At 71.4% G+C, this 25145-nt stretch carries 23 protein-coding genes and 1 pseudogene; 10 read left to right on the forward strand and 14 right to left on the reverse strand.

What is annotated here, in order from left to right:
• From HII36_RS32295 to HII36_RS32310, 4 genes are all read left to right on the forward strand, one after another.
• Window positions 1-453: hypothetical protein (locus HII36_RS32295; protein WP_217370239.1), on the forward strand; the 453-nt coding region annotated here is incomplete at its 5' end.
• A 166-nt stretch (window positions 454-619) separates the two neighbouring features.
• Window positions 620-2011 (forward strand): S8 family peptidase, encoded by a 1392-nt coding sequence (locus HII36_RS32300; protein WP_173527077.1) that lies wholly within the window; start codon window positions 620-622, stop codon window positions 2009-2011.
• A gap of 68 nt (window positions 2012-2079) precedes the next feature.
• Window positions 2080-3777: a signal peptide peptidase SppA gene (sppA, locus tag HII36_RS32305; protein WP_173527078.1), complete on the forward strand. Its 1698-nt coding sequence runs from the start codon at window positions 2080-2082 to the stop codon at window positions 3775-3777.
• A gap of 70 nt (window positions 3778-3847) precedes the next feature.
• Window positions 3848-5215 carry a N,N-dimethylformamidase beta subunit family domain-containing protein gene (locus HII36_RS32310; protein WP_173527079.1) on the forward strand — a complete coding sequence of 456 codons (1368 nt, stop codon included), beginning with the start codon at window positions 3848-3850 and terminating at the stop codon, window positions 5213-5215.
• On the opposite strand, the gene HII36_RS32315 is transcribed toward HII36_RS32310, so the two are convergent.
• The 6 genes from HII36_RS32315 to HII36_RS32340 all read right to left on the reverse strand — a co-directional run bounded on the left by HII36_RS32315 (window position 5212) and on the right by HII36_RS32340 (window position 10884).
• A complete protein-coding gene (locus tag HII36_RS32315; RefSeq protein WP_236004079.1) occupies window positions 5212-6828 on the reverse strand; it encodes a carbamoyltransferase family protein in 1617 nt (538 codons plus the stop codon). The two genes, HII36_RS32310 and HII36_RS32315, sit on opposite strands and share 4 nt — an antisense overlap.
• Before the next feature lie 159 nt (window positions 6829-6987).
• On the reverse strand, window positions 6988-7470 hold the full coding sequence (locus tag HII36_RS32320) for a flavin reductase family protein (protein ID WP_328807983.1): 483 nt from the start codon (window positions 7468-7470) through the stop codon (window positions 6988-6990).
• A 65-nt stretch (window positions 7471-7535) separates the two neighbouring features.
• Window positions 7536-8453 (reverse strand): ABC transporter substrate-binding protein, encoded by a 918-nt coding sequence (locus HII36_RS32325; protein WP_173527081.1) that lies wholly within the window; start codon window positions 8451-8453, stop codon window positions 7536-7538.
• A gap of 37 nt (window positions 8454-8490) precedes the next feature.
• Entirely contained in the window at window positions 8491-9162 is a 672-nt protein-coding gene (locus HII36_RS32330) for an ABC transporter permease (protein ID WP_173527082.1), read from the reverse strand.
• A complete protein-coding gene (locus HII36_RS32335) occupies window positions 9159-9839 on the reverse strand; it encodes an ABC transporter permease (protein WP_173527083.1) in 681 nt (226 codons plus the stop codon). The genes HII36_RS32330 and HII36_RS32335 overlap by 4 nt, the downstream gene beginning before the upstream one ends.
• Window positions 9832-10884: an ABC transporter ATP-binding protein gene (locus HII36_RS32340; protein ID WP_173527084.1), complete on the reverse strand. Its 1053-nt coding sequence runs from the start codon at window positions 10882-10884 to the stop codon at window positions 9832-9834. Before HII36_RS32340 ends, HII36_RS32335 begins: the two co-directional genes overlap by 8 nt.
• 264 nt (window positions 10885-11148) lie before the next feature.
• Between HII36_RS32340 and HII36_RS32345 the strand changes: the two genes are divergently transcribed.
• Window positions 11149-12735, forward strand: coding sequence for a hypothetical protein (locus HII36_RS32345; RefSeq protein WP_173527085.1), 1587 nt, complete (start codon window positions 11149-11151; stop codon window positions 12733-12735).
• Between the two features lies 1 nt (window position 12736).
• On the opposite strand, the gene HII36_RS32350 is transcribed toward HII36_RS32345, so the two are convergent.
• From HII36_RS32350 to HII36_RS58110, 8 genes and pseudogenes are all read right to left on the reverse strand, one after another.
• Window positions 12737-13444, reverse strand: a complete 708-nt coding sequence (locus HII36_RS32350; RefSeq protein WP_236004080.1) for a DUF981 domain-containing protein — start codon at window positions 13442-13444, stop codon at window positions 12737-12739.
• A gap of 51 nt (window positions 13445-13495) precedes the next feature.
• Window positions 13496-14659 (reverse strand): lipid-transfer protein, encoded by a 1164-nt coding sequence (locus HII36_RS32355; protein ID WP_173527103.1) that lies wholly within the window; start codon window positions 14657-14659, stop codon window positions 13496-13498.
• A gap of 43 nt (window positions 14660-14702) precedes the next feature.
• Entirely contained in the window at window positions 14703-15116 is a 414-nt protein-coding gene (locus HII36_RS32360) for a MaoC family dehydratase (protein WP_173527087.1), read from the reverse strand.
• On the reverse strand, window positions 15116-16027 hold the full coding sequence (locus tag HII36_RS32365; protein ID WP_328807984.1) for a bifunctional MaoC family dehydratase N-terminal/OB-fold nucleic acid binding domain-containing protein: 912 nt from the start codon (window positions 16025-16027) through the stop codon (window positions 15116-15118). Before HII36_RS32365 ends, HII36_RS32360 begins: the two co-directional genes overlap by 1 nt.
• Window positions 16028-16038: 11 nt before the next feature.
• Window positions 16039-17193, reverse strand: coding sequence for an acyl-CoA dehydrogenase family protein (locus HII36_RS32370; protein ID WP_173527089.1), 1155 nt, complete (start codon window positions 17191-17193; stop codon window positions 16039-16041).
• A complete protein-coding gene (locus HII36_RS32375) occupies window positions 17193-18185 on the reverse strand; it encodes an acyl-CoA dehydrogenase family protein (protein ID WP_173527090.1) in 993 nt (330 codons plus the stop codon). The genes HII36_RS32370 and HII36_RS32375 overlap by 1 nt, the downstream gene beginning before the upstream one ends.
• The gene (locus tag HII36_RS58105) at window positions 18185-19156 is read right to left on the reverse strand and encodes an AMP-binding protein (RefSeq protein WP_328807985.1); all 972 of its coding nucleotides are present in this window, start codon (window positions 19154-19156) and stop codon (window positions 18185-18187) included. Before HII36_RS58105 ends, HII36_RS32375 begins: the two co-directional genes overlap by 1 nt.
• Window positions 19157-19214: 58 nt before the next feature.
• Window positions 19215-19820, reverse strand: a pseudogene (locus tag HII36_RS58110) (AMP-binding protein); the annotation flags it as partial.
• Between the two features lie 248 nt (window positions 19821-20068).
• Between HII36_RS58110 and HII36_RS32385 the strand changes: the two are divergent.
• From HII36_RS32385 to HII36_RS32405, 5 genes are all read left to right on the forward strand, one after another.
• Complete coding sequence (locus tag HII36_RS32385) at window positions 20069-20668, forward strand: TetR family transcriptional regulator (protein ID WP_236004085.1); 600 nt, start codon at window positions 20069-20071, stop codon at window positions 20666-20668.
• A gap of 84 nt (window positions 20669-20752) precedes the next feature.
• A complete protein-coding gene (locus tag HII36_RS32390; RefSeq protein ID WP_173527104.1) occupies window positions 20753-21694 on the forward strand; it encodes an NADP-dependent oxidoreductase in 942 nt (313 codons plus the stop codon).
• Between the two features lie 232 nt (window positions 21695-21926).
• Complete coding sequence (locus HII36_RS32395; protein WP_173527092.1) at window positions 21927-22928, forward strand: sigma-70 family RNA polymerase sigma factor; 1002 nt, start codon at window positions 21927-21929, stop codon at window positions 22926-22928.
• A 43-nt stretch (window positions 22929-22971) separates the two neighbouring features.
• Window positions 22972-24087: a steroid 3-ketoacyl-CoA thiolase gene (locus tag HII36_RS32400; protein ID WP_173527093.1), complete on the forward strand. Its 1116-nt coding sequence runs from the start codon at window positions 22972-22974 to the stop codon at window positions 24085-24087.
• Between the two features lie 30 nt (window positions 24088-24117).
• On the forward strand, window positions 24118-25143 hold the full coding sequence (locus HII36_RS32405) for an MBL fold metallo-hydrolase (RefSeq protein WP_173527094.1): 1026 nt from the start codon (window positions 24118-24120) through the stop codon (window positions 25141-25143).
• Window positions 25144-25145: the final 2 nt, after the last annotated feature.

Genomic DNA, 25145 nt, shown 5'->3' on the forward strand with positions numbered 1-25145 from the left:
ACCCCGACGCAGCCCACCCCGGTCCCGCTGCCCACCGTGACGGTGACGGTCACCGTGACGCCCACGCCGACCGCCACGGCCGCGGTCTGCACGCGCGGCACGGCCGGCAAGAAGCTCACCGCCAAGCAGTGGGCCGTGGAGATCCACCGCAGCAGCGGCACGATCCCCGACGCCACGCTCACCTGCTACCTGAAGCTGGTGCACAAGGCGAGCAAGGTCTTCCCCGAGCTGACCAAGGCGTCGTCGCTGGGCAAGGCGTACCGGGTGCTGAAGGCCAAGGACACCGGCAGGCAGCGGCTCGACAGCGCGCTGCTGACGGCCTGGCTGAACTGGGTGCACGGCACGAACGGCACCACCGCGCTCAAGGCCGCCGAGAAGGTGCGCCAGAGCAGCAACGCATCCAGCGCGGCGCTGAAGCGGGCGGCGAAGAACGTGCTCAAGCCCATCACCTGAGAGAGCGGAGATCGGAAAGCAAAATCATCACCATCGTTCCTCTGGCTCCATCTGTCACCGACATCACGGATGTCGCAGGTGGGGAGGTCTCCGAGGGTGAACAGCCGTCTTCCACGGCTCGGCCCTGACGTCACACCCGGCCGGTGTGACCCCTTCGGAGGAACAAGTGAGGCTACGGTTTCCACTGGCCGGCGCCGTGGCGCTGGCCGCCATGTCCACCGCGCTCGTCGCCGCCCCCTCGCTGGGGGCGGACACCTACGACACGGGTGACCCGACCATCAGCCCGGCGCTCATCGACGAGATCGAGAACAACGCCTCGGTCCGGTCCATCATCGAGCTCAAACCGGGCGAGAACGCCGCGGCCGTGGCCGCCGACCTCGAACAGGCCTCGGCCGGCAGCCGCGTCGCCAAGACGGCGGAGTCGTCGAACTTCTTCGTGGCCAAGGTGGACCGGGCCTCCCTGGACAAGCTCAGGAAGGACAGCCGCGTCCAGGCCGTCTACAAGGACGAGCTGAGCGTGGCCAGCCTGGACGCCAGCACGCAGCTCATCCGGTCCGACCGGGCGAACGAGTCGGGCTGGACCGGCAAGGGCACCACCGTCGCCGTCCTGGACACGGGCATCGACCGCGACCACCCGTTCTTCGCCGGCCGGATCGTGGACGAGGCCTGCTTCTCCACCTCCGACACCGGCGACGGCACGGTCTCGCTCTGCCCGAACAACCAGCCCAACCAGAGCGGTCCTGGCGCGGCGAACGCGGAGATCCCGCAGTGCCTGGTCGCCGGCAAGAACGAGTGCTCGCACGGCACGCACGTGGCGGGCATCGCGGCGGGCCGGCGGGCCGCGGGCGCGCCGTCCGACGGCGTGGCGCCCGCCGCGGGCCTGCTGCCCATCCAGGTGTTCAGCCGCGTGGACCGGGCGCTGACGTGCGCGTCGTCCGGCGCGTCCACGCCGTGCTACCTGAGCTACACCTCCGACCAGAAGCTGGCGCTCGAATACGTCGCGCGGGTGGCCAGGCAGCACAACGTGGCGGCGGTCAACCTGAGCCTGGGCACCAGCCGGGCGCACCAGGTGCACTGCGACGCCGAGTCGAGCGCCGGCGCGCTCAAGTCGAACTTCGACGCGCTCGTCGGCCTCGGGGTCGCGCCGGTGGTCGCGGCGGGCAACGCCGGGCACGCCAACGCGGTCGCCTCCCCCGCCTGCGTGTCGTCCGCGGTGGCCGTGGGCGCCACCGACGACCGCAGCTCGATCGCGGTGTTCTCCAACCGGGGCGCGCTGCTCGACCTGCTCTCCCCCGGCGTGGCCATCAACTCGGCGGTGCCCGACAACACCTACGGCGAGAAGAGCGGCACGTCGATGGCGGCGCCGCACGTGGCGGGCGCGTTCGCGGTGATGAAGCAGGCCTACCCGAACTTCACCGTGGCCCAGGCCCTGCAGCGGCTCCAGGCCACCGGCACGAACATCGCGTACAGCGCGGCCGGCACCCGGACCACCACCTCGCGCATCAACCTGGCCAGGGCGACCTCCGCGTCCCGGCCCAACGCCGACCCGAGGGTCTGACGGTCGTCCGTCCGCACGTGGCAGGAGCCGGTCACCCATGACCGACTCCTGACGCTTAGGGTGGCCCTATGGACGCAGGCAAGGCGATCTTCGAAACCGTCGACAGGCTTCGCCAGCGGCGCACGGCCCCGCTGGTGCTCGAGCTCGATCTCACCGAGGGGCTCACGGAGGGCCCGCCTGCGGATCCCCTCGCCGCGGTGTTGTCCATGCGCAAGCCCCGGCTGTCGGACGTGTTGTCCGGGCTCAAGCGGGCCAGGCAGGACTCCAGGGTCAAGGCGCTGATCGTGAAGATCGGCTCGAACCCGGTGGGGCTGGCCATGGTGCAGGAGCTGCGCCGGGCCGTCACCGAGTTCCGCGCCTCGGGCAAGCTCACCGTCGCCTTCGGCGAGACGTTCGGCGAGTTCGGCAGCGGCACCGTGCCGTACTACCTGGCCAGCGCGTTCGAACGCGTCTACCTGCAGCCCAGCGGCGACGTCGGCCTGACCGGCGTGGCGGTGGAGCAGCGGTTCGTCAAGGGCACGCTGGCCAAGCTGGGCGTCGGCTACGAGCTGGGCCAGCGCCACGAGTACAAGACCGCGGCCAACACGTTCACTCAAGATCACATGACCGAGCCGCACCGCGAGTCGATGACCCGCATCGTCGAGTCGGTCATCGAGCAGATCGTGGCCGGCATCGCCGAGGGCCGCAGGCTCGACCCGGGCAAGGTGCGCGAGCTGCTCGACCGCGGGCCGTTCATCGGCGCCGAGGCGCGCGAGGCCGGCCTGGTCGACGGGCTGGCCTACCGCGACGAGGTGTACGACGAGGTCAAGCAGGCCGCGGGCGGCGAGGCCCACCTGCAGTTCGTCTCCAGGTACGCCAGGGGCGCGGCGGTGCGCAAGCTGCCGAACCCGGCCGCCGACGGCATCGCCCTGGTCCACGGCATCGGCCCGATCAAGACCGGCCGCAGCGGGCGCAGCCCGCTGGGCGGCGGCGGCGCGATGGGCTCCGACACGATCAGCGCCGCGCTGCGTGCGGCCAGGCGCGACGAGCACGTCAAGGCCGTGGTGTTCCGGGTCGACAGCCCGGGCGGCTCGTACGTGGCCTCCGACACGGTGTGGCGCGAGGTCGTGCTCACCCGCAAGGTGAAGCCGGTGATCGTCTCGATGGGCGACGTGGCGGCCTCCGGCGGCTACTTCGTGGCCATGGCGGCCGACGTGATCGTGGCCCAGCCGGGCACGCTGACCGGGTCGATCGGGGTGTTCGGCGGCAAGCCGGTGGTGGCGGAGCTGCTGGGCAAGCTCGGGGTGAACTCGGAGATGGTGTCCGAGGGCGCCAACGCCGGCATGTTCTCCACCTCGCGCGGCTTCTCCCCCGAGCAGTGGGAGCGGGTGAACGCCTGGCTCGACCGGATCTACGACGACTTCGTGGGCAAGGTCGCCCAGGGCCGCGACCTGACCCGCGAGCGCGCGCACGAGCTGGCCAAGGGCCGGGTCTGGACCGGCGCCGACGCGCAGGCGGGCGGGCTGGTCGACGAGCTCGGCGGGCTCGAGGACGCGCTCGGCCTGGCCAGGAAGCGCGCCGGGCTGTCCGACGACGCGCCGGTGCGCACGTACCCGCGGCTCAACCCACTCGAACGGCTGCGCGGGCCCGAGTCCAGCGACGACAAGGCGGCGGCGCTGGCCAGGATCAGGCTCGACGCGTGGGGTCCGCTGGCCCGGCTGTCGGCCGAACTCGGCCTGCCCGCCGCCGGCCCGCTCACGCTCCCCGGCTGGTGGACCATCCGCTGACCTCAGAGGTTGGGGAGGGGTTGACCTCGCGGGGGGTTTGCCTCGCCCCGGCCCGGGTGAGGAATCGGCGGTGATCCGAGGCTACGTTGAGCAGCCGAGCCCGCTCGCCGGTCACCCCCTGACCCTGCGCGTCTCCACCGACGCCCCCAGGTTCCGCGTGGAGTTCCACCGGTGCGGCGACGGCCTGGTGCTGTCGGAGAAGTCACCCTGGCTGCCGGGCGTGCACGCGCCCGCGCACCTGCCGTCCCACGACTGGGGCAGGCCGGGCGTCGGGCTGCGCGGCGAGCCGCTGGCGCCCTGGCCCGCCTATCGGTTCCCGGCCCCGGAGGAGCCCGGCGTGTACGTGGCCGTCCTGGTGGAGGGTGACGACGACGGCGAGGACCTGTCGGAGCCCGACCGGACGACCGCCGACGCGCGGGAGGGCAAGGCCCTGTTCGTGGTGCGCCCGCCGGCCCCGGCCGCCCCCGTGTTGTACAAGCTGCCGCTGCTGACCTACCACGCCTACAACCTGATCGACGGCCGCCCATACGATCCGGAGACCGTCCAGGGGCACTGGTGCCTGTACAACCTGCCGCGTCCGGAGGAGGTCCCCGGCGGGCGGGCGCCGGGCGTGGGGCTGCACCGGCCGGGCGGCGGCACCGGCGCGACGCCGTACGACGTGTCGAACTTCGACCCGTTCGACCCGACGCCGCGCCAGACCTACGTGCACTGGGACGGCCGCTTCGCCGCCTGGCTGGAGCGCCAGGGCTACGCGGTCGACTACTGCACGGACCTGGACCTGCACCGCCTGGGCCGGGAGCTGCTGCGCCCGTACCGGCTGCTGGTCAGCGCCGGGCACGACGAGTACTGGAGCGACGAGATGCGCGCCGCCGTGAAAGGGCACGTCGCCGATGGCGGCAACGCGGCGTTCTTCGGCGGCAACACCTGCTGGTGGCGGGTGGTCTTCCAGGACGAGCTGACGTTCTCGCGTGTCGGCTTCTGGCACGAGACGGACACCCCGGAGAACACGATGATCGGCGTCAGCTTCCGCAACGGCGGCGAGCGCGACCGCGACGAGCACCCGATCCCGGTCGGGTTCCGCGTGCAGCACGCCGGCCACTGGGCCTACGCCGGCACCGGCCTGGCCGACGGCGACGTGTTCGGCCGCGAGGAGTACCTGGTCGGCTACGAGTGCGACGGCGCCGAGTTCGACCGGCAGGCGGGCCCGCCGTACTCGCCCACCGGCGCGGACGGCACGCCGGACGGCTTCACGATCCTGGCCGTGGGCGACACGCGGCCCAGCGGGTGGGGTTTCGGCAACGCGGCCGCCACCATGGGCGTGTTCACCAGAGGCGGCGGGACCGTCTTCACCGGCGCGACCACCGACTGGGTGCGCGGGCTCGGCTCCTCGCCGGCCGTCGAGCAGATCACCAGGAACGTGCTCGACCGGCTCGGCTAAGGACGCGTCCAGTCCGCGCCGGGCACCGGCGGCTCCAGCCGCTTGCGGATCAGGTACGGCGGCATCGCCAGCGCGTGCATGTTCGTCTTGAGCAGCGTGTCGATCGACTGCTCCGGCGTCTCGGTCAGCGGGTCGCCCGGACCGTTCAGCGAGGTGTTGATCAGCACGGGTGAGCCGGTGCGCTCGTACCAGCGGGTGAGCAGCGCGTGCAGGAACGGCGTGTTCTCCGGCTCGACGGTCTGCAGCCTGGCGGTGCCGTCCACGTGCGTGATGCCGGGCAGCTGGTGCCGGTACTCCTCGCGGACGTCGGCGGCGTACTGCATGAACGGCGCCGGGCGGTCGACGTCGAAGATGCGCTCGGCGTGCTCGGCCAGGACCAGCGGGGCGAGCGGGCGGAACCACTCGCGACCCTTCACCTCGAAGTTGATGTAGTCCTGCATCTCGGGCCTGCGCGGGTCGCCGATGATGCTGCGGTTGCCCAGCGCGCGCGGCCCGGACTCGCTGCGGCCCTGGTGCAGCCCGACCACGCGGCCGTCGGCCAGCAGGTCGATCATGGCGGCGATCAGGTCTTCCGGCTGCTCGGCGACCAGGCCGTCGGGCAGGCTCTGGACGGCGGCGCCGATCTCGCTCTCGTCCGGGTCCGGGCCGAGGAAGTCGTTGGTCCAGCGGAACTCGCTCGGCTGCCCGAGCTGGTCGATCAGCCCGTAGAGCGCGCAGCCGACGGCGGTGCCGCCGTCGTGCGGGCTGGGCGGGATGAACACCTCGCGGAACGGCGACTCGCGGATGAGCCTGCCGTTGGCCGAGCAGTTCAGCGCGGTGCCGCCGGCGAAGGCGAGGTTGTCCAGCCTGGTGCGGGCGTGCAGCCAGGCGGCCAGCCTGGCCAGCGCGTTCTCGAACGCGCGCTGCCCGGCGGCGGCCAGGTCGGCGGCGCGGGAGAAGCCTTCGCCCTCGGGCTCGTAGACGTAGGCGTCGTGCCGTCTGAACGTCTGCAGCCACGCCTGCGGGATGAACACCTCGTGGCCGCGTACGTCCAGGTCGGGCAGGCCGAGCCGGGCGGGGTCGCCGAACGGGGCCAGGCCCATCACCTTGCCCTCGTTGCCCTCGCCGGTGGGCCAGAGCATCCTGGTCAGCAGGGCGTAGAAGCAGCCGAGCCCGACCGGACGCGACCAGTCGCCGTCCCAGAGCTGCTTGGCCAGGCATTCCACCCTCGACCTGGTGCAGCGGTAGAACGAGCTGACTTCGAGCAGGTCGTCGGGGGTTCCCGGGGGCAGGTCCACGCGTTCGGTGAAGTCCCTGACCCGGCTGCCCTGCGCGTCGATGACCAGGCAGGCGGCCTGCTGGAACGGCGAGGGGAAGAAGGCGCTGTACAGGTGGGTGAGGTGGTGCGAGACGAGGACGATCCGGGTGTCCTCCTTGAGGTTGAGCGTCTCGCGCAGCTCCTCCTGGTACGCCTCCAGGTTCTCGATCTCCTGGTCGGACGAGTACCCCTCCACCACGAGGTCGACCGGTTCCTTGAGCAGCGGCATCTCGGGCAGGTAGCGGTCGGGCAGGTCGCCCAGCCGGCCCCAGTGGTGCTTGAGCCTGCTGATGCGCTCCTTTTGCAGGCTGTACATGCCGGATTCGCCCACCGCGACGGCGATGGACCCATCCTGAGTGCGATTGATGCCGACAACGACAGGAACATTCGTCATCTGGTGCCCCCCTGGGTGGAATCACCGCACCAGTACCCGAGATTTGGACAACTCCATCTCCCGACCACGTAAAGGGATAAATCAGGCATCCACTACGCGGTACCGGGAGCGCAGGCGTACCAGGGGCTGGAGGGCGGGGGTCACGTACGGGATGTCGAGCACCCGCGCGATGAACAGCGTGTGGTCGCCGGCCGGGACCACCTGCGTGGTCTCGACCTCCAGCGCCGCCACGCCGCCTTCGACCACCAGCGCGCCTGAGTGCGCGCCGCGGTGGTGCGGGGTGCCGGCCAGCAGCAGCCGCGCGCCCGGACGGCCGGGCGTGGCGAACCGGCTGGCGATGGCCGCCTGACCGGCCGACAGCAGCGAGGCCGCCCAGCGGTCCTGGCGCAGCAGCACCTCGCTGAGATAGCCGCCGCTGCCCATGCTGACCAGCACCAGCGGCGGATCGAGCGAGACGGACATGAACGCCGAGACGGTGGCGCCGAGATCGTCGCGTCCGTCGCGCACGGTCAGGACCGCCACCCCGGCCGCCAGCTGGGCCATCGCCTCCGTGAACTCACCCACCCGACGACCCTACGCGAGCCGCGCCGAGGCCCGCCGGGCCCCCGGAAGAAGGGCCCGGCGGCGGGTCACGCCAGGCCGTTGGCGGTGAGCCAGTTCTTGGCCACGGTCGACGCGTTCTCCTTGTCGACCGACAGCTTCTTCATCATCTCCACCAGCTGCTCGGTGGTCAGCTTGGCCGAGATCGCGTTGAGCGTCGAGATGACCGTCTCGTTCACGGCCGCCTTGTTGACCAGCGGGGTGATGTTCTGGGCGGCGAAGACGCTCTTCGGGTCCTGCAGCGACACCATGCCGTTGATCAGGATCTTCGGGTCGGTGGTGAAGACGTTGCCGACCTGCACCGTGCCGTCCTTGATGGCGTCGGCCGTGGTGTCGCCGGTCTTCTTCCACTCCTTGAACTCCAGGCCGTACACGTCCTTGAACTGCTGCTCGCGGCGCTGCTGGAACTCCGGCGGGCCGCCGACCACGAGGTCCTTCGACACCTTGGCCAGGTCCTCGATGGTGGTCAGGCTGTACTTGGCCGCCGTCTCCTTGGTGACCGTGAGCGAGTCGTTGTCCTCGGCCTTGGAGGAGTCGAGGATCTGCAGCTCGGCCGGGAGCTTGCTCTTCAGCTCGGCGTTGACGTCCTCGGTGGAGGCCGCCTTGGTCTGCTTGTCGACGTAGGCCAGCAGCGCGCCGTTGTACTCGGGCAGCACGCTGAGCCCGCCGCTCTTGATCTGGTCGTAGAGGACTTCACGGCTGCCGATGTTCGGCTTCTCCTCCACCTGCACGCCCTTGGCCTTCAGCGCCTGGGCGTAGATGGAGGCCAGCAGCACGTTCTCGGGGAAGTTGGCCGAGCCCACGACCACCGTGCCCGATCCGGGCGAGCCGGTCGCGCCCTGGGTGGCGCTGGTGGTGGTCAGCGGATTGCCGCCCCCGCCGCCGCATGCGGTCAGGGCGAGCAGGACCGACGTGATGGCGGCCGCCGTGCCGAAAATGCGTCTCATCGAAGAAAACCCTTCTAAGCGGGAGGTATTGCAGACATTAACCGACTCGTACGCGCTGCCTCACCCCCGGGGACGCGGTGACCCTCTGAGCAATCGTGAACACGGCCTGTGCGGCCAGCGCGAAACCCACAATCAGCACTGAACCGCCGACGACCTGTGAGTAATCCTGAGTGGCCAGACCATCGATGATGAATCTGCCCAGACCCCCCAGACCGACGTACGACGCGACCGCGGCGGTGGCCACGATCTGCACGGCCGCCAGCCGCATCCCCAGCATGATCAACGGCAGCGCCACCGGCACCAGCACCTGGAGCAGCACCTGCCGCCCGCGCAGCCCCATCCCGTACGCCGCGTCACGCAGCTCGGGATCGACGCCCCTGACCCCCTCGAACGTGTTGACCAGGATCGGCGGCACCGACAGCGCCACCAGCGGGATCAGCACCGGCCACAGCGACGCGGTGCCGAGCATCAGCACGAGCAGCACCAGCAGGCCCAGCGTGGGCAGCGCGCGGGCCAGGTTCGCGGCCACCACGACCACCAGGCCGCCCCGCCCGGTGTGCCCGATCAGCAGGCCCAGCGGGACAGCGATCACCGCGGCCAGGGCCAGCGCCATCGCCGAGAAGCCCAGGTGCTCCAGCAGCCGGATCGGGATGCCGTCGGGCCCCGACCAGTTCTCCGGGTCGCCGAAGAAGTCGATCAGCCAGTTCACGTGCCCCTCCTCGCCCGCACCCACGGCGTGAGCAGCCGCTGCGCGGCGACGATGATCCCGTCGGCGACCAGCGCGAGCAGCACGATGAGCACGATCCCGGCGATCGCCGGCGTGTAGAAGTCGCGCTGGAAGGCGTCGGTGAAGAAGTTGCCCAGCCCGCCCTGCCCGATCAGCGCGCCCACGCTCACCAGGCTGATGCTGGAGACCGCCACCACGCGCAGCCCGGCCAGCACGACCGGGACGGCGATCGGCAGGTCCACCCTGATCAGCCGGCGCATGTGGGTGAACCCCATGGCCGTGGCCGCCTGCCTGACGTGCTCGGGCACCGAGCCCAGGCCGTCGACCACGGCCGGCATCAGCACGGCCACCGCGTAGAACGTCAGCGGGATGATCACCGTGGCCGGCTGGGGACGCCCGGTGACGCCCAGCAGCAACATGAACAGCGGCAGCGACGGCAGCGCGTACACCGCGTTCATCAGCCCGGACACCGGCTGGTACAGCCAGCGCCAGCGCACGCACACCAGCCCCAGCGGCACGGCGATCAGCAGGCCGAGCACGATCGGCACCCCGGCCATCAGCACGTGCGCCTGCAACAGGGTCACGATGCTGGTCGGGCTGTCGTTGTCCCAGTTCTCGGTCAGCCAGGACCATTTGAACAGCGGCTGCTGGTCATCCATCGGCGGCCTCCGACAGCGCGTCGTCGAGCGCCTCCCTGGTGGCCACGCCGACGACCCGGCCGTCGCCGTCCACGGCCACCGAGCAGCCGGACGGCGACAGCAGCGCCGCGTCGAGCGCCGAGCGCATCGAGTCGCGCCCGTGCACGTAGGTGCCGTAGGGCTCCAGCCGGTCCGGGTCGTCCCTGGAGATCCAGCCGGTCGGGCGGTCGTCGCCGTCGACGACGAGCAGCCACGGCTCGTCAGTGGTGACGGCCTCGCGCACCGTCAGGTCGGTGCGCAGGCGTAGCTGCTCGGTGGAGACGAACTGCAGGCGGCGGATGCCCCGGTCGTGGCCGAGGAACTCGCGCACGAAGTCGTCGGCCGGGTCGGACAGCAGCGTCTTGGGGTCGGCCAGCTGCGCCAGCACGCCGCCGACCCGCAGCACCGCCACCCGGTCGCCGAGCTTGATCGCCTCGTCGATGTCGTGGGTGACGAAGACGATCGTCTTGTTCAGCTCGGACTGCAGCCTGAGCAGCTCGTCCTGCAGGTTCGTGCGCACGACCGGGTCGACCGCGCTGAACGGCTCGTCCATGAGCAGCACCGGCGGGTCGGCGGCCAGCGCCCTGGCCACGCCGACGCGCTGCTGCTGCCCGCCCGACAGCTGGAACGGGTAACGCTGGGCGAGCGCCGGGTCGAGCCCGACGCGCTCGATCAGCTCCATGGCCCTGGCGCGGGCCTTCCTCTTGTCCCAGCCGAGCAGGTACGGCACGGTGGCGACGTTGTCGACGATCTTCCGGTGCGGGAAGAGCCCGGCCTGCTGGATGACGTACCCGATGCCGCGCCGCAGCGTCGGCGGGTCGATGGAGCGCACCGGAGTCCCGTCGAGCAGGATCTGCCCGTCCGACGCGTCGATCATCCTGTTGATCATCCGCAGGGACGTCGTCTTCCCGCAGCCCGAGGGGCCGACGAACACGGTGATCTCGCCGGTGGGCGCCTCCAGGGAGAGGTTGTCCACCGCGACCGTGCCATCTGGGTAGCGTTTGGTGACAGCGTCAAATGTGATCACGCGCGACCTCTCGCTTCCTGGCAGGGCCGCAGCCCCCCTGCCACGACCGCCGCATGATCTATCGAGACCCCAGACTATTGCGATCCGTGCCCCTCTGTCCCCTCCGCCCCCGGCTTAACCGGTTCACTGACCAGCGATATCGGAGGAAATCCCGATCTCCTAGTGCGCCGGGCACGGGTGACTTGGCATGATGACGTTCACCATCTCCGACGCCGTCCCCTCACCCCTCAAGCGTCCGCACTTTCAGCAAGAGGAACCGGCCCCGTGTCCCAGCCGCTCACCGGTCAGCGCCCGCGTGCCGAACTGATCGCAGAGCTTTTCGACCGCCATGCCGCCGGGCTGTTCGCGTACTGCGCCGACCAGCTCGGTGACCAGGGCTCGGCGGCGGACGCCGTCGCGTCCGTCATCTCCGCCGCGCCCACCGACGGGCCCGCAGGCGGTCCGCCGCGCTCGGCTCTCTACGCCTACGCGCGCCGCGAGATCCACCGGCGTGACATCGTCTACGCCCCGCCCGTCGTCGACCCGCTCGTCGACCCGGCCTCCGCGCTCGTCGAACGCACGCTCAGGGAGCTGCGGCCGAGCCAGCGCGAGGTGCTGGTGCTCGGCGAGGTGTGCGGGCTCGGCCTGGCCGAGCTGGCCTGGGTGCTCGACGTCGCCACCGACACCGCCGAGGAGCTGGTGCTCGGCGCGCGGCACCGCTACAGACAGGCGCTGGAGCTCGCGCTGGCGTCCACGGGCGGGCGGGTGTCCAAGCCCGTCGCGGACGTCTACGGCGCGCTCATGGTCTCTCCGCTGCGTGACGTGCTCGGCCGGCTGCCCTGGCCCGAGCCGCCCGCCACGCTGCGCATCCACGTCGCCGGCTCCCAGGCGGCCACACCCGCGCCGCTGTTCGTCAAGCCGCGCTGGCCCAGCCCGCCGATGTGGCCGCAGCCGCTGGGCGAGCGCGACCCGGCGACGAGCACCGGGCTGTTCCCGACCGAGCTGCTGACGCCGCGTGCGCCGGGCAGCGTCGCCGACCACGAGGCGACGACCGCGCCGATGCCGAGGCTGCGCGACCCGCTGGGCGCGCTGGACTCCGCGCGGCCCGGCCGCGACGACGCGGTGGACAGCGTCCGGCAGTTCATGGAGCCGCGGCGGCCGCGGTCGCCCGGGCGGCCGTTCATCAGCGCGCCGCCGCCTGGCGAGCAGCCGTTCTTCCTGTCCGCCCCGGTCCCCGCCGACCTGCTGGACGCCCCGCCGGCCACCCCGGCGGCCGGTCCGCCGGACGACGGCGGGCCGCCGACGCAGGTGTTGCCCGCGGTGGGCGACGTGCTGGTGCACAGGGGCCCCGCCCGGCCGGGATCCGCCGACCGGGAGACCGGCCATCCGGACATCGCGCACCGGGAGACCGGCAACCGGGAGACCGGCAACCGGGAGACCGGCCACCGGGAGAGCGGCCATCGGGAGGCCGCGCCGTTGTTCACGCCGCGCACCCGGGCGGCCGAGCCGGTGTACCTGATGCCCGCGCCCGCCGTGGAGACGCCCGTCCCGCCTGCCGCGCCCATTCCTGAGCTCGCGGAGCCTGCCGAGTTCGCGGAGCCCGCGACCGGCCTGGACGACCGCCCGGCAGCGGCGGCCGTCACCCGCCCGCCGGTCACGCGCGGGACGGATGCCCCGCCACGCAAGGCCACCCAGGTACGCCGGGGCAACCAGGCCAGGAAGGGACGCCCAGTGCGGCGGCCCGCACGACGCCCGGTGCGACGGCCGCGCAGGGACCGGCACCACGACTGGGCCTGGGAGGCGGTCGGCTTCCTGATCTGCGTCGCCATCGCCATGATCGTGTTCTTCTCGGTCCCGATGATCAGGCCGTGACTCACATGGTGTTGACGATCAGCCCGATGTGCGTGAAGTAGTTCAACGCCCCGAACAGCAGGAACGCCACCCCGGCCAGCCCCCAGCAGCCGCCGATGACGTTCGCGAGCGGGCCGCCCCTGGCCCGCAACGCGAAGGGGAACAGCACCGCCCCGATCCCGACCAGCACGTACAGCCCGGAGATGAACGACGCTTCGAGCAGCGGCAGATCGGCGAAGGCGCCCGAGATGGGCTCCTGGGGCGGTGCCGCGAACAGCGTGTACGTCCAGCCCGCCGCCGCGATGCCGAAGCAGGCCAGCCCCATGCCCAGCACGAACAGCGATACGGGACCGGCCACCCTGGCCACCGCCTTGCGATGGTCGGTGAACCCGTTGCCGTTGCCGTGTCCCCAGCGTTTCCACAGGTAGAAGGCGGCGGCCAGCAACAGCACGCCGAACGCCAGCGACGGCTCGCCGAAGATGATGTTGTCGAAGGGGAACCCCTGCCCGGCCAGCGGCCAGGTCAGGGTCATGTGCAGCCCGGTGACGGTGAGGATGGCGCCGACCACGGCGAACGCCAGGGCCCAGCCGTCCACGTGCTCCAGCGAGTCGCCGCGCAGCACCCGCCGCCCGAACGAGACCACGAGCAGCAGCCCCACGCCCGCGGCCACCGCCATGATCGTGTTGTAGGTGGGCATCTTGGTCCAGTCGATCTTCAATTCGGGCTGCAAGATCCCCAAATATCCACCCATACAGGCTTGACTACCCTGGGTGATCGACGGTCAACCCGCCGACAGGATGAGCCCGCTGGTCGGCACCCCGGTCCCGGCCGTCACCAGCACGTTCCGCGCCCCCGGCACCTGGTTCACCGACGTGCCCCTGACCTGGCGCACCGCCTCCGCGATGCCGTTCATGCCGTGGATGTAGGCCTCGCCGAGCTGCCCGCCGTGCGGGTTGACCGGGAGCCGGCCGCCCAGCTCGATGCCGCCGTCCTTGAGGAAGTCGGGGGCCTCGCCGCGGCCGCAGAAGCCGAGCTCTTCGAGCTGGGCCAGGACGAACGGGGTGAAGTGGTCGTACAGGATGGCCGTCTGGATGTCGGCCGGGCGGAGGCCCGACATGTCCCACAGCCGGTCGCCCACCACCGACATCTCCGGCAGGCCGGTCATGTCGTCCCGGTAGTAGCTGGTCATCATCATCTGCCCGGTGCCGGAGCCCTGCGCCGCCGCCGCGATCACGGCGGGGGTCCTGCGCAGGTCGCGGGCCCGTTCCACGGACGTCACCACCAGGGCCACCGCGCCGTCGCTCTCCTGGCAGCAGTCGAGCAGGTGCAGCGGCTCCACGATCCACCGCGACGCCTGGTGCTCGGCCAGCGTGATCGGCCGCCCGTGGAACCAGGCGGCCGGGTTGGTCGCGGCGTGCCTGCGCATGGCCACCGCCACCCGGCCGAAGTCCGCGGAGGTGGCCCCGTAGGCGTGCATGTACCTGCGGGCGAACATGGCCACCCAGGCGGCCGGCGTCATCAGCCCGAACGGCACGTGCCAGCTCATCTCCAGCCCCTGCGAGGAGGGCTGGCCGGTGAGCCCGGCGTTGGGCTGGCCGAACCTGCGGCCCGAGCGCTCGTTGAAGGCCCGGTAGCAGACGACCGTGCCGGCCATCCCGGTGGCCACGGCCATGGCGGCGTGCGCCACCGTGCCGCAGGCCGCGCCGCCGCCGTACTCGACCCGCGAGAAGAACGTCAGGTCGCCCGCGCCGATCTCCCTGGCCACGGCGATCTCCTGGTTGGCGTCCTGGCTGTAGGTGACCAGGCCGTCCACCTCGCCCGGCGTGAGGCCGGCGTCGTCGAGCGCGGCCAGCACCGCCTCGGCGGCCAGCCGCAACTCCGAGCGCCCCGACTCCTTGCTGAACTCGGTGGCGCCGATTCCGGCGATGGCCGCACGAGATCCCAGCACGACGACTCCTTATGACCCGTGAAGAAACTGAAAGAGGGATTCAGTGCCGAGAGGGCAGCGCGACGGTGACCGTGGCGGTGGCGTGGTCGCCGAGGCTCACCTTGCCGCGCACCTCCACGGTGAACTCGTCGTCCTCGCGCCGCACGACCGTGCCGTTGAAGCTGAGCCGGTCGCCCGCGTATCCGGGCACGCCGAGCTTGACGTTGATGCGCCGGATGACCGCCTCGGGGCCCGCCCAGTCGGTGACGTAGCGCTCGACCAGGCCCATCGTGGTGAGGATGTTGAGGAAGATGTCCTTCGAGCCCTGGGCACGGGCCTTGTCGACGTCGTGGTGCACCGGGGTGAAGTCCATGGTGGCCAGCGCGGTGGACACGACCACGGTGGGAGTCAGGTCGATGACCAGCTCCGGCAGCACCGCGCCTGACTCGACCTGGTCCTGTGTCAGCGTTCGCATCACGACTCCCGCGGTGCCCACATGGGCAGGATGACGTCATCGTCCATGGAGCGATAGGTCACGCGCAATGACATACCGATACCCACCTCTTCCGGCGGACAGTCCACGACGTTGCCCACTATTCGCACGCCTTCCGGCAGCTCCACCACGGCCACCACAAAAGGCGTCTCACGTCCCGGGACCGGGGGATGGTGGTGTACGACGTAGCTGTAGAGGACCCCGTCGCCCGACGCCACGACGTGGCTGCGCGCGGCGGAGCGGCAGTCCGGGCACATCGGGCCGGGCGGATGGCGCAGCGCCCCGCAGTCCGCGCAGCTCTGGATGCGCAGCTCGCCCCGCTCGACGCCGTCCCAGAAGAACGCGGTGTCCTGGTTCACCGCCGGTTTCAGCGGATAGGGCCGGCGCTTCTCGCGCGGCCGGAACTTGAGCACCCGGAACATCATCTCGGCGACCGGCTCTTCGCCGTCGGCGTACCAGGTGACCGTCCAGGTGGCGAAGTAGCCCTCGCCGAGCGCGGTCTTCTTGGGCCCGGCCAGCGAGGTGAACCTGGTGGCCGGGGTCAGCACCTCGCCGATCCGCGCGTAGCGGTGGTAGGTCTGCTCGCAGTTGGTGGCCACCACGCCGGTGTAGCCGGCCGCGTTCAGCGCGGTCAGCAGGTCGTCCACCGGGGAGGCGTCCTTCTGGCGGTCCTGCGGGCCCTGCATGGTCCACACCTGGGCCATGGCCGGCGGGGCGAGGCCCCGGTCCAGGTAGATCGGGTTCTCGTCGCCCATGGCGGCCAGCCAGTGCCTGATCATCGGCGCGTTGACCGGGTCGGCGGCCGGGGCGCCGCGGATCTCGCCCAGCGCCGTCTGCTTGGCGGCCAACTCGTGCAGTTCGCGCAGTTCCCTGTTCACGTCTTTCGGGCTCACGTCTTCCGGGCTCATCGGGGCGGCCTCGGCAGGCTCAGGCCGAGCATGGCGATCAGCTCCCGCTGCACCTCGTTGACGCCGCCGCCGAACGTCAGCACCACCGCGCCCTTGATCCCGTGATCCATGCGCGCCATGAGCTCGGCCGTCTCAGGATCGGACGGGTCGCCGTACCTGGCCAGGACGTCGCAGACCACCCGGCCGATCTCCTGCATGCGCTCCGAGCCGTAGATCTTGGTGGCCGAGGCGTCGGGCGCGCCCAGCCAGCCGAGGTCCATGTTGGCCGCGACCTGCCAGTTCAGCAGCTCGTTCGTGCGGAAGGCGAGGCGTACCCGGCCCAGCGCCCGCCGCACATCCGGCTGGTCGACCAGCCCGGTGCGCCGCGCCCAGGCCAGGAAGCGGTCGTAGGTCTGGCCCAGGTTGCCGGCCGGGCCGAGCGTGACGCGTTCGTGGTTGAGCTGGTTCACGATCAGGTCCCAGCCCTTGTCCACCTCGCCCACCACCATGTCCGCGGGCACCCGGACGTCGCTGTAGTAGGTGGCGTTGGTGTGGTGTCGGCCGTCCATGGTGACGATCGGCGTCCAGGAGAAGCCGGGGTCGGCGGTGGAGGCGATCATCATGGTGATGCCCTTGTGCTTCTTGGCCGCCGGGTTCGTCCGGGTGGCGAGCCAGATGTACTGGGCGTAGTGCGCGCCGCTGGTGAAGATCTTCTGGCCGTTGACGACGTAGTGGTCGCCGTCCAGCACCGCGGTGGTCCTGAGCGAGGCCAGGTCGGTGCCCGCCTCCGGCTCGCTGTAGCCGATCGCGAAGTGGCATTCGCCGGCCAGGATGCGCGGCAGGAACTCCTCCTTCTGGGCCTGCGTGCCGTACTGCATGAGCGTGGGGCCGACCGTCTGCACGGTGATGATCGGGTAGGGCACCCCGGCGCGGGCGATCTCGTTGGCGAAGATCTGCTGTTCGAGCGGCCCGTACCCGCCGCCGCCGTACTCCTTCGGCCAGCCGAGGCCCAGCTTGCCGTCGCGGCCGAGCCGCCGGCAGTGGTCCATGTACGCCTTGCCGAACGGGTCGTCGGCGATCTTGGCGCGGTCGTCCTCGGTGAGACAGTTCTGGAAGTATTCGCGCAGCTCGTCCCGGAGCCTGCGTTGGCCGGAGGTCAGGTCGATGAGCATCAGGCGAGCGCTCCGATCAGGTCGAGCTGGGCGTCCGCGCCGCCGAGCAGGTGCGACAGGTGCTTGGCTTGCGCGAAGTAGCGGTGCAGCGGGTAGGTGACGTCGAGTCCGAGCCCGCCGTGCAGGTGCTGGCAGGTGTACAGCGCCCGGAACGCCTCGCTGACGTGGAAGGCGGCCACGGCCAGGTCCTCCTCGGCCGGCAGCCCCTCCCCCAGCCGCCAGGCGGCCGACCACATGGCCACGTCGAGCGCGCGGCCGGCGATGTAGACGTCGGCGATCTGCATCGTGACCGCCTGGAACTCGGCCAGCGCCCGGTCGAACTGCCGCCTGGTGCGGATGTAGCCGGTGGTCAGCTCCAGCGCCCCGGCCAGCACGCCGCTCGCCTGCGCGGCCACCGCCGCGGTGAAGCACCGCCGCACGTCGGCCACCGACTCGGGCCCGGCCACCCGCTCGGCGGGCGCGCCGTCGAGCACGAGAGTGACCGCGGGCTCGCCGGTCGCGGTGAACGCGCTGCTCACAGATGTCCCCGGCGCGTCCGGCGAGGTGACGAGGAACAGGCCGGCGTCGGCGGTCACCAGGGCGGGGCCGAGTTCGGGTCCCGGCAGCAGCACGTCGGTCTTGCGCCCGTGCAGCAGCCAGCCGCCGTCCTCGCCCTGCCTGGCGGAGGTCAGCGGCGGGTCGGCGAGCGCGCGGCCGGGTTCGCGCAGCGCGACCGCGGGGCGGCCGGCCCGGCGCTGTTGTTCCGCGCTGCCGAGCCTGGCCAGCGCCAGCGTGCCGGCCAGCACCGGCAGCGCGGGCACCGCCGCCGCCCGCCGGCCCACCTCGCACAACACCACGGCCATCTCCACCGGTCCGAGCCCCGCGCCGCCCGCCTCCTCCGGGACGCACACGCTCAGCAGGCCTGCCTCCTCCAGCCTGGCCTCGTCCTTGGCGAGGATCTCGGCGGCCAGGTTCTTCAGGTCCAGCTGGGTCTCTTCGAGCTTGAAATCCATCAAACCTCCAGGAGATGGTGCCTGCCGTGCTGGGCGAACTCGTCCTCGATGGCCTTGACGTCCTCGGCGGTCAGCGGCCGGTACTCCCGTCCGGTACGCCACCAGACCGGGTCCTCGGTCCGCCAGCACTCCCGGGCCAGGATCCGCTTGATCACCTTGTTCGACGGGGTCTGCGGTAGTTCCCCGGAAAGGCGGATATAGCGGGGTATGGACTTGGGGCCGAGGTCCCGGCGTCCGGCCAGGAAGGCGGCGAAGTCGGCCGGGCGGAACGGCCTGTCCAGCACCAGGGCCGCCATGACCTGGTCGCCGGCCGCCGCGTCGGGCACCGGGTAGACGGCCGCCTCGATCACGCCCGGGTAGTCGCGTAACGCGGTCTCGATCGGGGCCACGGCCAGGTTCTCGCCGTCCACCCTGAGGCGTTCTGTGCCGCGTCCGGCGAAGTACACGTAGCCGTCGGCGTCGGCGTAGGCCAGGTCGCCCGACCAGAACGCGCCGTCCCTGATCCGTTCGGCGTCCGCCTCCGGGTCCCGGTAGTAGCCGTCGAACAGGCCCAGCCCGGCGGTGTTCACCAGCTCGCCGACCGCTTCGTCCGGGTTCAGCAGCCGGCCGCCGGAGAGCCTGGCGGGCGGGCAGCGTCCGCCGGTGAACGGGTCGCGGATCTCGACGCCGTCGGGCAGCCTGCCGAGGCAGCCGGGCGGGCCCGAGGGGTCGGGGGTGATCGCGATCGCGGTCTCCGTGGAGCCGAACGCGTCGATCACGTAGCAGCCGAACCGCTCGCCGAACCGCCTGGTCGCGATCGCGCTGCCCTCGTTGCCGAAGGCGATCTTGAGCGGGTTGGCCGCGTCGTCCTGCCGCTCGGGGGTGGCCAGCACGTACGACAGCGCCTTGCCCACGTAGTGCAGGTACGTGCAGCCATGGCGTCTGATATCGGGCAGCAGCCCGGAGGCCGAGAAGCGGCGGCGTAGGACCAGCGGCCCCCGAGGCCACGGCGGGGGCGTAGGCGGCCATGAGCGCGCCGGAGTGGAACAGCGGCATCGAGCAGTACACGACGTCGTCGGGGGTGAGCAGGGCGGCGAGGCTCACGCCGGGGAGTGCGAGCTTGCGCTGGGTGACGCGGACCGCGCGGGGGCGGCCGGACGTGCCCGAGGTGAAGATCAGCATCACCAGCTCGGCCGCGGTGGCCTCCCCTGGAGTGGGGCCGCCCGCAGCCGGATCGGGTCCGGTGGAGGCCGACTCGGGTCCGTTCGCGGCCGGATCGGTCAGCGGCAGGCAGTCCACGCCCAGGGCCCGCGCGACCGGGCCGGCGAGGTCGGCGTGCGGCTCGTCCCACAGGAGCAGATCGACGTCGGTGGCGCGCGCGTCGCGGACCAGCTCGTCGGCCGACCTGGTCGGGTTCAGCGCCACCACCACGTGCCCGGCCAGCGCCGCCCCGCCGATCAGGAAGACCAGTTCGGGGACGTTCTCGCTGAGCACCCCCACATGCAGCCCGGGGCCGCGCCCGCTCAGCCAGGCGCCTGCGGCACGGCACGCGGCAACGTGCTCCCGCCACGTCCACACCCTGTCCTCGAACCGAAGTCCGGGACGATCGTCCTCGCCCCTGGCCATGAGCAGGGCCGCAAGCGTGTCCGCCGTCATCTGCGCGCCTCCATCAAGCGAGCGCTCGGTCAGCCGAACCGCAAACTAGAACAGATTCTAATCTCTGTCTAGTGGCAATTCATACCGACAAGTAGGGATTTACCACCGTAGCGCCACGGACATGCGCGTATACAGGCTGTTTGTGACCGGTGAGTAACAAGCCGCGTTATCGAGAAATCAGATAACGTGTTCTCATGCGTACCCCGCACGCGTCATTGGCCGCGCCGTCCACAGACACCGAGGCGACCATGGAGAGCCATCCCTCGACCCCAGGAGGGCACAGCGTCCGTACGCGCAGCCAGCACCAACGCCGCAAGCGCATCGTCCAGGCCGCCGCCGCGCTGGCCTCCAGGGGCGGTGTCGAGGCCATGCAGATGCGCACGGTCGCCGAGCGCGCCGGCGTCGCGCTCGGCACGCTCTACCGCTACTTCCCGTCCAAGATGGACCTGGTCGTCGCGGTGGTCGGCGAGGAGATCGACCTGCTGGAGAGCAGCATCGAACGCCGTCCGCCGAGTGCCGCCACCCCGGCAGGGCGGGCCGTCGACGTCCTGATGCGGGCCACCCGGGGTCTCATGCGCGAGCCGGAGCTGGCCGACGCGCTGATCCGGTCGCTGATCATGGCCGAGGTCGACACCCCGTTCGGCGACCGCATGACCGGGCTGCTGCTCCGCGTCGCCGCCGACGGGCTGACGTACGAGCAGGCCAACGAGGAGCAGCTGGCCCTGGCCGGGTCGCTGTCCAGCGTGTGGGTGCACGAGCTGCTGGAGATGTTGCGCGGCCGGCGCACCTACGACCAGATCCAGCGCCGCATCGAGATCGCCTCCGACCGGCTGTTCCACGATCTCTGATTCCGGCGGCCGGGTTCTTTCGGTGAATGGCCGCCCGGCCACTCGCGGCTCCTGCCGAACCCGGGCACGCTGGTCGGCATGAAGATGCGTGCGATCAGTCAAGACTCCCTGGGCGGGCCCGAGGTGCTGAAGCTGGTTGAGGTCGGCAAGCCGACGCCCGGGCCGACCGAGGTCCTGGTCAGGGTGGCGGCGGCCGGGCTCAACCCCACCGACTGGAAGAGCCGGGCCACCGGCGGCCTGCTGGGCGAGGATCCGCCGTTCGTGCTCGGCTGGGACGTGGCGGGGGTGGTCGAGTCCGTCGGCATCGGCACGACCATCCACAAGCCGGGCGACGAGGTGTTCGGCATGCTGCGTTATCCGCAGGGGCACGGCGCTTTCGCCGAGTACGTCACCGCACCCGCCCGGCATTTCGCGAAAAAGCCGGAGAACATCGACTTCGTCCAGGCGGCCGCGATCCCGCTCGCCGCCCTGACCGCCTGGCAGGCCCTGGTCGACACGGCCGGGCTCCGCTCCGGGCAGCGGGTGCTCGTGCACGCGGCGGCCGGCGGGGTCGGCCACTTCGCGGTGCAGATCGCCAAGGCCAGGGGCGCGTACGTGATCGGCACGGCCAGCGCGGCCAAGCACGACTTCGTGCGCGGCCTCGGCGCCGACGAGCTCATCGACTATCGCGACACCGACTTCGCCGAGGTCGTGCGCGACGTGGACGTGGTGCTGGAGACCATCGGCGGCGACTACGGGATCCGGTCGCTGGCCACGCTGCGGCCCGGCGGGACGATCGTCTCGCTCACCCTCTCCGCCCTCGACCGTGCGCTGCCCGAGGCGGCCGCCGAGCTGGGCGTCCGGTCGGAGACCATGCTGGTGGAGCCGGACCACGCGGCGCTGCGCGCCCTGGCCGCGCTGGTGGCGGCGGGGCGGCTGCGCGCGGAGGTCGCGGCGGTGCTGCCGCTGGAGGACGCGGCGAAGGCACACGAACTCGGCGAGACCAACCGGACGACCGGCAAGATCGTCCTCACCGTCCCCCACTGACGCACCGCCGGGGCCGCCTCTTGGCCGGGCCGCCTCCTGGTTGAGGAGCGGCCCGTGGCCCGTGGTGGGCCGGGCGGCCCGCCCCCGCGGGGCCGGCCTGGCCCACCACCGGAACCGGGCGCACCCCGTTCGGCGCGCGGACCGCCGGCGCCGATGGGGTGTTCCGCATGTAGACCCACGGCGGACCCGAAACTCGTCGGTTTCTGTCGGTGGCCGCGGATATACAGGGGGGATGACCGACAAGCCGTCCAACGAGGACTTCCTCCGGCAGGCTGACCCGATGCGGCGGGAGTTGTTCGCGCACTGCTACCGCATGCTGGGGTCGGTGCACGACGCCGAAGACCTCGTGCAGGAGACCTATCTGCGTGCCTGGCGGGCCTACGACGGGTTCGAGGGCCGCTCTTCGCTTCGTACCTGGATGTACCGCATCGCCACCACGGTGTGCCTGACCGCGCTCGACAACCGGAGCAGGCGCCCGCTGCCCACCGGGCTCGGCGCGCCGGCCAGCGAGCCCACCGCGCCGCTGGTCGAGCGGGGCGAGGTGCCCTGGCTCGAACCGGTGAGCGACACGATGGCGGGCGCGGCGGGCGACGACCCGGCCGCCATCGTGACCACCCGCGAGAGCATCAGGCTGGCACTGATCGCGGCGCTGCAGCATCTGCCGCCCAAGCAGCGCGCGGTGCTGATCCTGCGCGATGTGCTCAAGTGGCGCGCCGCCGAGGTCGCGCAGGCGCTCGAGACCTCCACCGCGGCGGTCAACAGCAGCCTGCAGCGGGCCCGTGCCCAGCTCAACGAGGTGTCGCCGAGCATCGACGACCCGGTCGAGCCGCTGTCGCAGGAGCAGCGCGAGCAGATCGACCGCTACGCGGCCGCGTTCGAGAGCTACGACGTGGCCGCGCTGGCCGACCTGTTCACCAAGGACGCGGTCTGGGAGATGCCGCCCTTCGACGGCTGGTACCAGGGCCCTGACGCGATCGTCGCGCTCGCCACGTTCAAGTGCCCGGCCGCCGGGCCCGGCGATCTCAAGTATGTGCCGATCCAGGCCAACGGCCAGCCGGCGTTCGCCGTCTATTTCCGGGACGAGACCGGTTATCGCGCGTTCTCGCTGCAGGTGCTCGAACTGACCGGCGCCAAGGTCAGCCACGTCTCCCAGTTCCTCGACCTGCGCCTCTTCGCGGCGTTCGGGCTGCCGGAGAGGCTGCCTGCGGAAACGGAGGCTTCCGCAGCAAAGTAGAACGCGTTACAGTCACGACCAGAGCATGATTCTGGAGGCGACTGTGGGCACACCGGTGATCGTCGGAGCCGTTCGCACCCCCATCGGGAAGCGGAACGGGTGGCTGGCCGAGCTCAAGCCACAGCAGGTGCTGGCCGCCGCGCTGAACGGGCTGGTCGACCGTTCCGGGCTCGACCCGTCCGCCGTCGAGCAGGTGTTCGCCGGGTGCGTCACCCAGGCCGGTGAGCAGGGCGGGCACGTCGGGCGGCACTCCTGGCTGTATGCGGGGCTGCCGTACCAGACCGGGGTCACCACGATCGACGCCCAGTGCGGCTCGTCGCAGCAGGCGGTGCACCTGGCCGCGGCCATGATCAGGGCCGGGGTGATCGAGGTCGGCGTCGGGTGCGGGGTCGAGGTGATGAGCCGGGCGCCGCTGGGCAGCAACGTGTTGCCCGCCAGGCCGCGTCCCGACGACTGGCGCATCGACCTGCCCGACCAGTTCACCGCCGCCGAGCGCATCGCGCGCCGGCGCGGGCTGACACGCGAGCGGCTCGATTGGTTCGGCGCGCGCTCGCAGCGGCTCGCCGCCAAGGCGTGGGCGGACGGCCGCTACGAACGCGAGATCGTCCCCATCGGCGAGGTCCGCCGCGACCAGGGCTTACGCGAGACCACCACCGACGGCCTGGCCGGGCTCAGACCGGTGGCCGACGGCTGCCTGCACACCGCGGGCACCTCCTCGCAGATCTCCGACGGCGCCGCGGCCGTGCTGGTCATGAGCGAGGAGGCGGCCGCACGGCACGGGCTGCGTCCCCGGGCCAGGATCCTGGCGCAGGCGCTGGTCGGCGCGGAGCCGTACTACCACCTCGACGGCCCGGTCGACGCGACGGCGAAGGTGCTGGCCAACGCCGGGATGACGATGGCCGACATCGACAGGTTCGAGGTGAACGAGGCGTTCGCGTCGGTGGTGCTGTCGTGGGCGAGCGTGCACGATCCGGACTTCGACCGCGTCAACGTCAACGGCGGCGCCATCGCGCTCGGCCACCCGGTCGGCGCGACGGGAGCCCGGCTGATCACCACCGCCCTGCACGAGCTCGAACGCGCCGATTCGGCCACCGCGCTGGTCACCATGTGCGCCGGCGGCGCGCTGGCCACCGCCACCATTCTCGAACGCGTCGGCTGACCGGCGTCCATCACCATCGGGGGATCCGCGATGACCAAGTCACGGCGCACGCCGTACGCGCAGCAGCGGCCGCAGGAGCTCGGCGGCGGCGTGTGGAGCGTGCCGGTGCCGATTCCCGGCAATCCGCTCGGCTACACGCTCGTCTACGCCGTGGATTCGCCCAAGGGCCCGCTCCTCATCGACGCCGGCTGGAACCACCCGGACGCCTGGACGGCGCTGAGCGGCGGGCTCGCCACGCTCGGGATCGACGTCGCGTCGGTCATCGGGGTGGTGGTCACCCATTTCCATCCCGATCACGCCGGTCTGGCCGGACGGGTGCGCGAGGCGTCCGGGGCCTGGATCGCCATGCACGAGGCGGACGCGGCGCTGGTCAGGTTCATGCACGGGATGGCCGACGGCGAGCACGACGACTTCCAGGCCCAGATGCTCAGGCGGGCGGGCGCCGATCCGTCCGAGGTGGCGCAGGTGATGCCGGGCCGGCCGGCCCCGCCCGCGCTGCCCGACCGCGAGCTGCGTGACGGCGACCTGGTCGAGTTGCCGCGCCGCAAGCTGCGTGCCGTGCACACCCCCGGGCACACGCCCGGCCACATCTGCCTGCACCTGGAGGACGCCGACCGCCTGTTCACCGGTGACCACGTCCTGCCCGACATCACCCCGCATGTCGGGATCTATCCGTACGACCGCGACGACGTCGACCCGTTGGCCGATTTCCTGGAGTCGCTGGAACGGGTCGCCGAGCTGGGCCCGCTCGACGCCCTGCCCGCCCATGAATGGATATTTCCGGATGTTGCCGCACGGGCCGCCGAGATCCGAGACCATCACGAGAAGAAACTCGGACGGCTCGGCGACCAGATGGCCGAGCGCGTAGAACCGCTGACCATATGGGAGGTCGCCGCGATGATGACCTGGAACCGGCCATGGGATGACTTACCGACCATGCTGCGTGGCATGGCCGCCGGCGAAGCCGCCGCTCACCTCCGTACGCTGGAATCCCGAGGGAAGATCCGGCGGATCACCGGTGGCGATGCGGTGCGCTTCCAGGCTCTAGACTCCTAGAC

The organism is Nonomuraea antri (assembly GCF_013283785.1).
Taxonomy (GTDB): Bacteria; Actinomycetota; Actinomycetes; order Streptosporangiales; family Streptosporangiaceae; genus Nonomuraea; species Nonomuraea antri.

What these genes read in the sequence shown, in the direction of transcription:
- sppA (WP_173527078.1), top strand. Translation starts at nt 2,080, where the DNA reads ATGGACGCAGGCAAGGCGATCTTCGAAACCGTCGACAGGCTTCGCCAG.
- HII36_RS32315 (WP_236004079.1), bottom strand. Translation starts at nt 6,828, where the DNA reads ATGTACAGCCTGCAAAAGGAGCGCATCAGCAGGCTCAAGCACCACTGG.
- HII36_RS32325 (WP_173527081.1), bottom strand. Translation starts at nt 8,453, where the DNA reads ATGAGACGCATTTTCGGCACGGCGGCCGCCATCACGTCGGTCCTGCTC.
- HII36_RS32335 (WP_173527083.1), bottom strand. Translation starts at nt 9,839, where the DNA reads ATGGATGACCAGCAGCCGCTGTTCAAATGGTCCTGGCTGACCGAGAAC.
- HII36_RS32360 (WP_173527087.1), bottom strand. Translation starts at nt 15,116, where the DNA reads ATGCGAACGCTGACACAGGACCAGGTCGAGTCAGGCGCGGTGCTGCCG.
- HII36_RS32370 (WP_173527089.1), bottom strand. Translation starts at nt 17,193, where the DNA reads ATGCTCATCGACCTGACCTCCGGCCAACGCAGGCTCCGGGACGAGCTG.
- HII36_RS32375 (WP_173527090.1), bottom strand. Translation starts at nt 18,185, where the DNA reads ATGGATTTCAAGCTCGAAGAGACCCAGCTGGACCTGAAGAACCTGGCC.
- HII36_RS32385 (WP_236004085.1), top strand. Translation starts at nt 20,069, where the DNA reads ATGGAGAGCCATCCCTCGACCCCAGGAGGGCACAGCGTCCGTACGCGC.
- HII36_RS32390 (WP_173527104.1), top strand. Translation starts at nt 20,753, where the DNA reads ATGCGTGCGATCAGTCAAGACTCCCTGGGCGGGCCCGAGGTGCTGAAG.
- HII36_RS32395 (WP_173527092.1), top strand. Translation starts at nt 21,927, where the DNA reads ATGACCGACAAGCCGTCCAACGAGGACTTCCTCCGGCAGGCTGACCCG.
- HII36_RS32405 (WP_173527094.1), top strand. Translation starts at nt 24,118, where the DNA reads ATGACCAAGTCACGGCGCACGCCGTACGCGCAGCAGCGGCCGCAGGAG.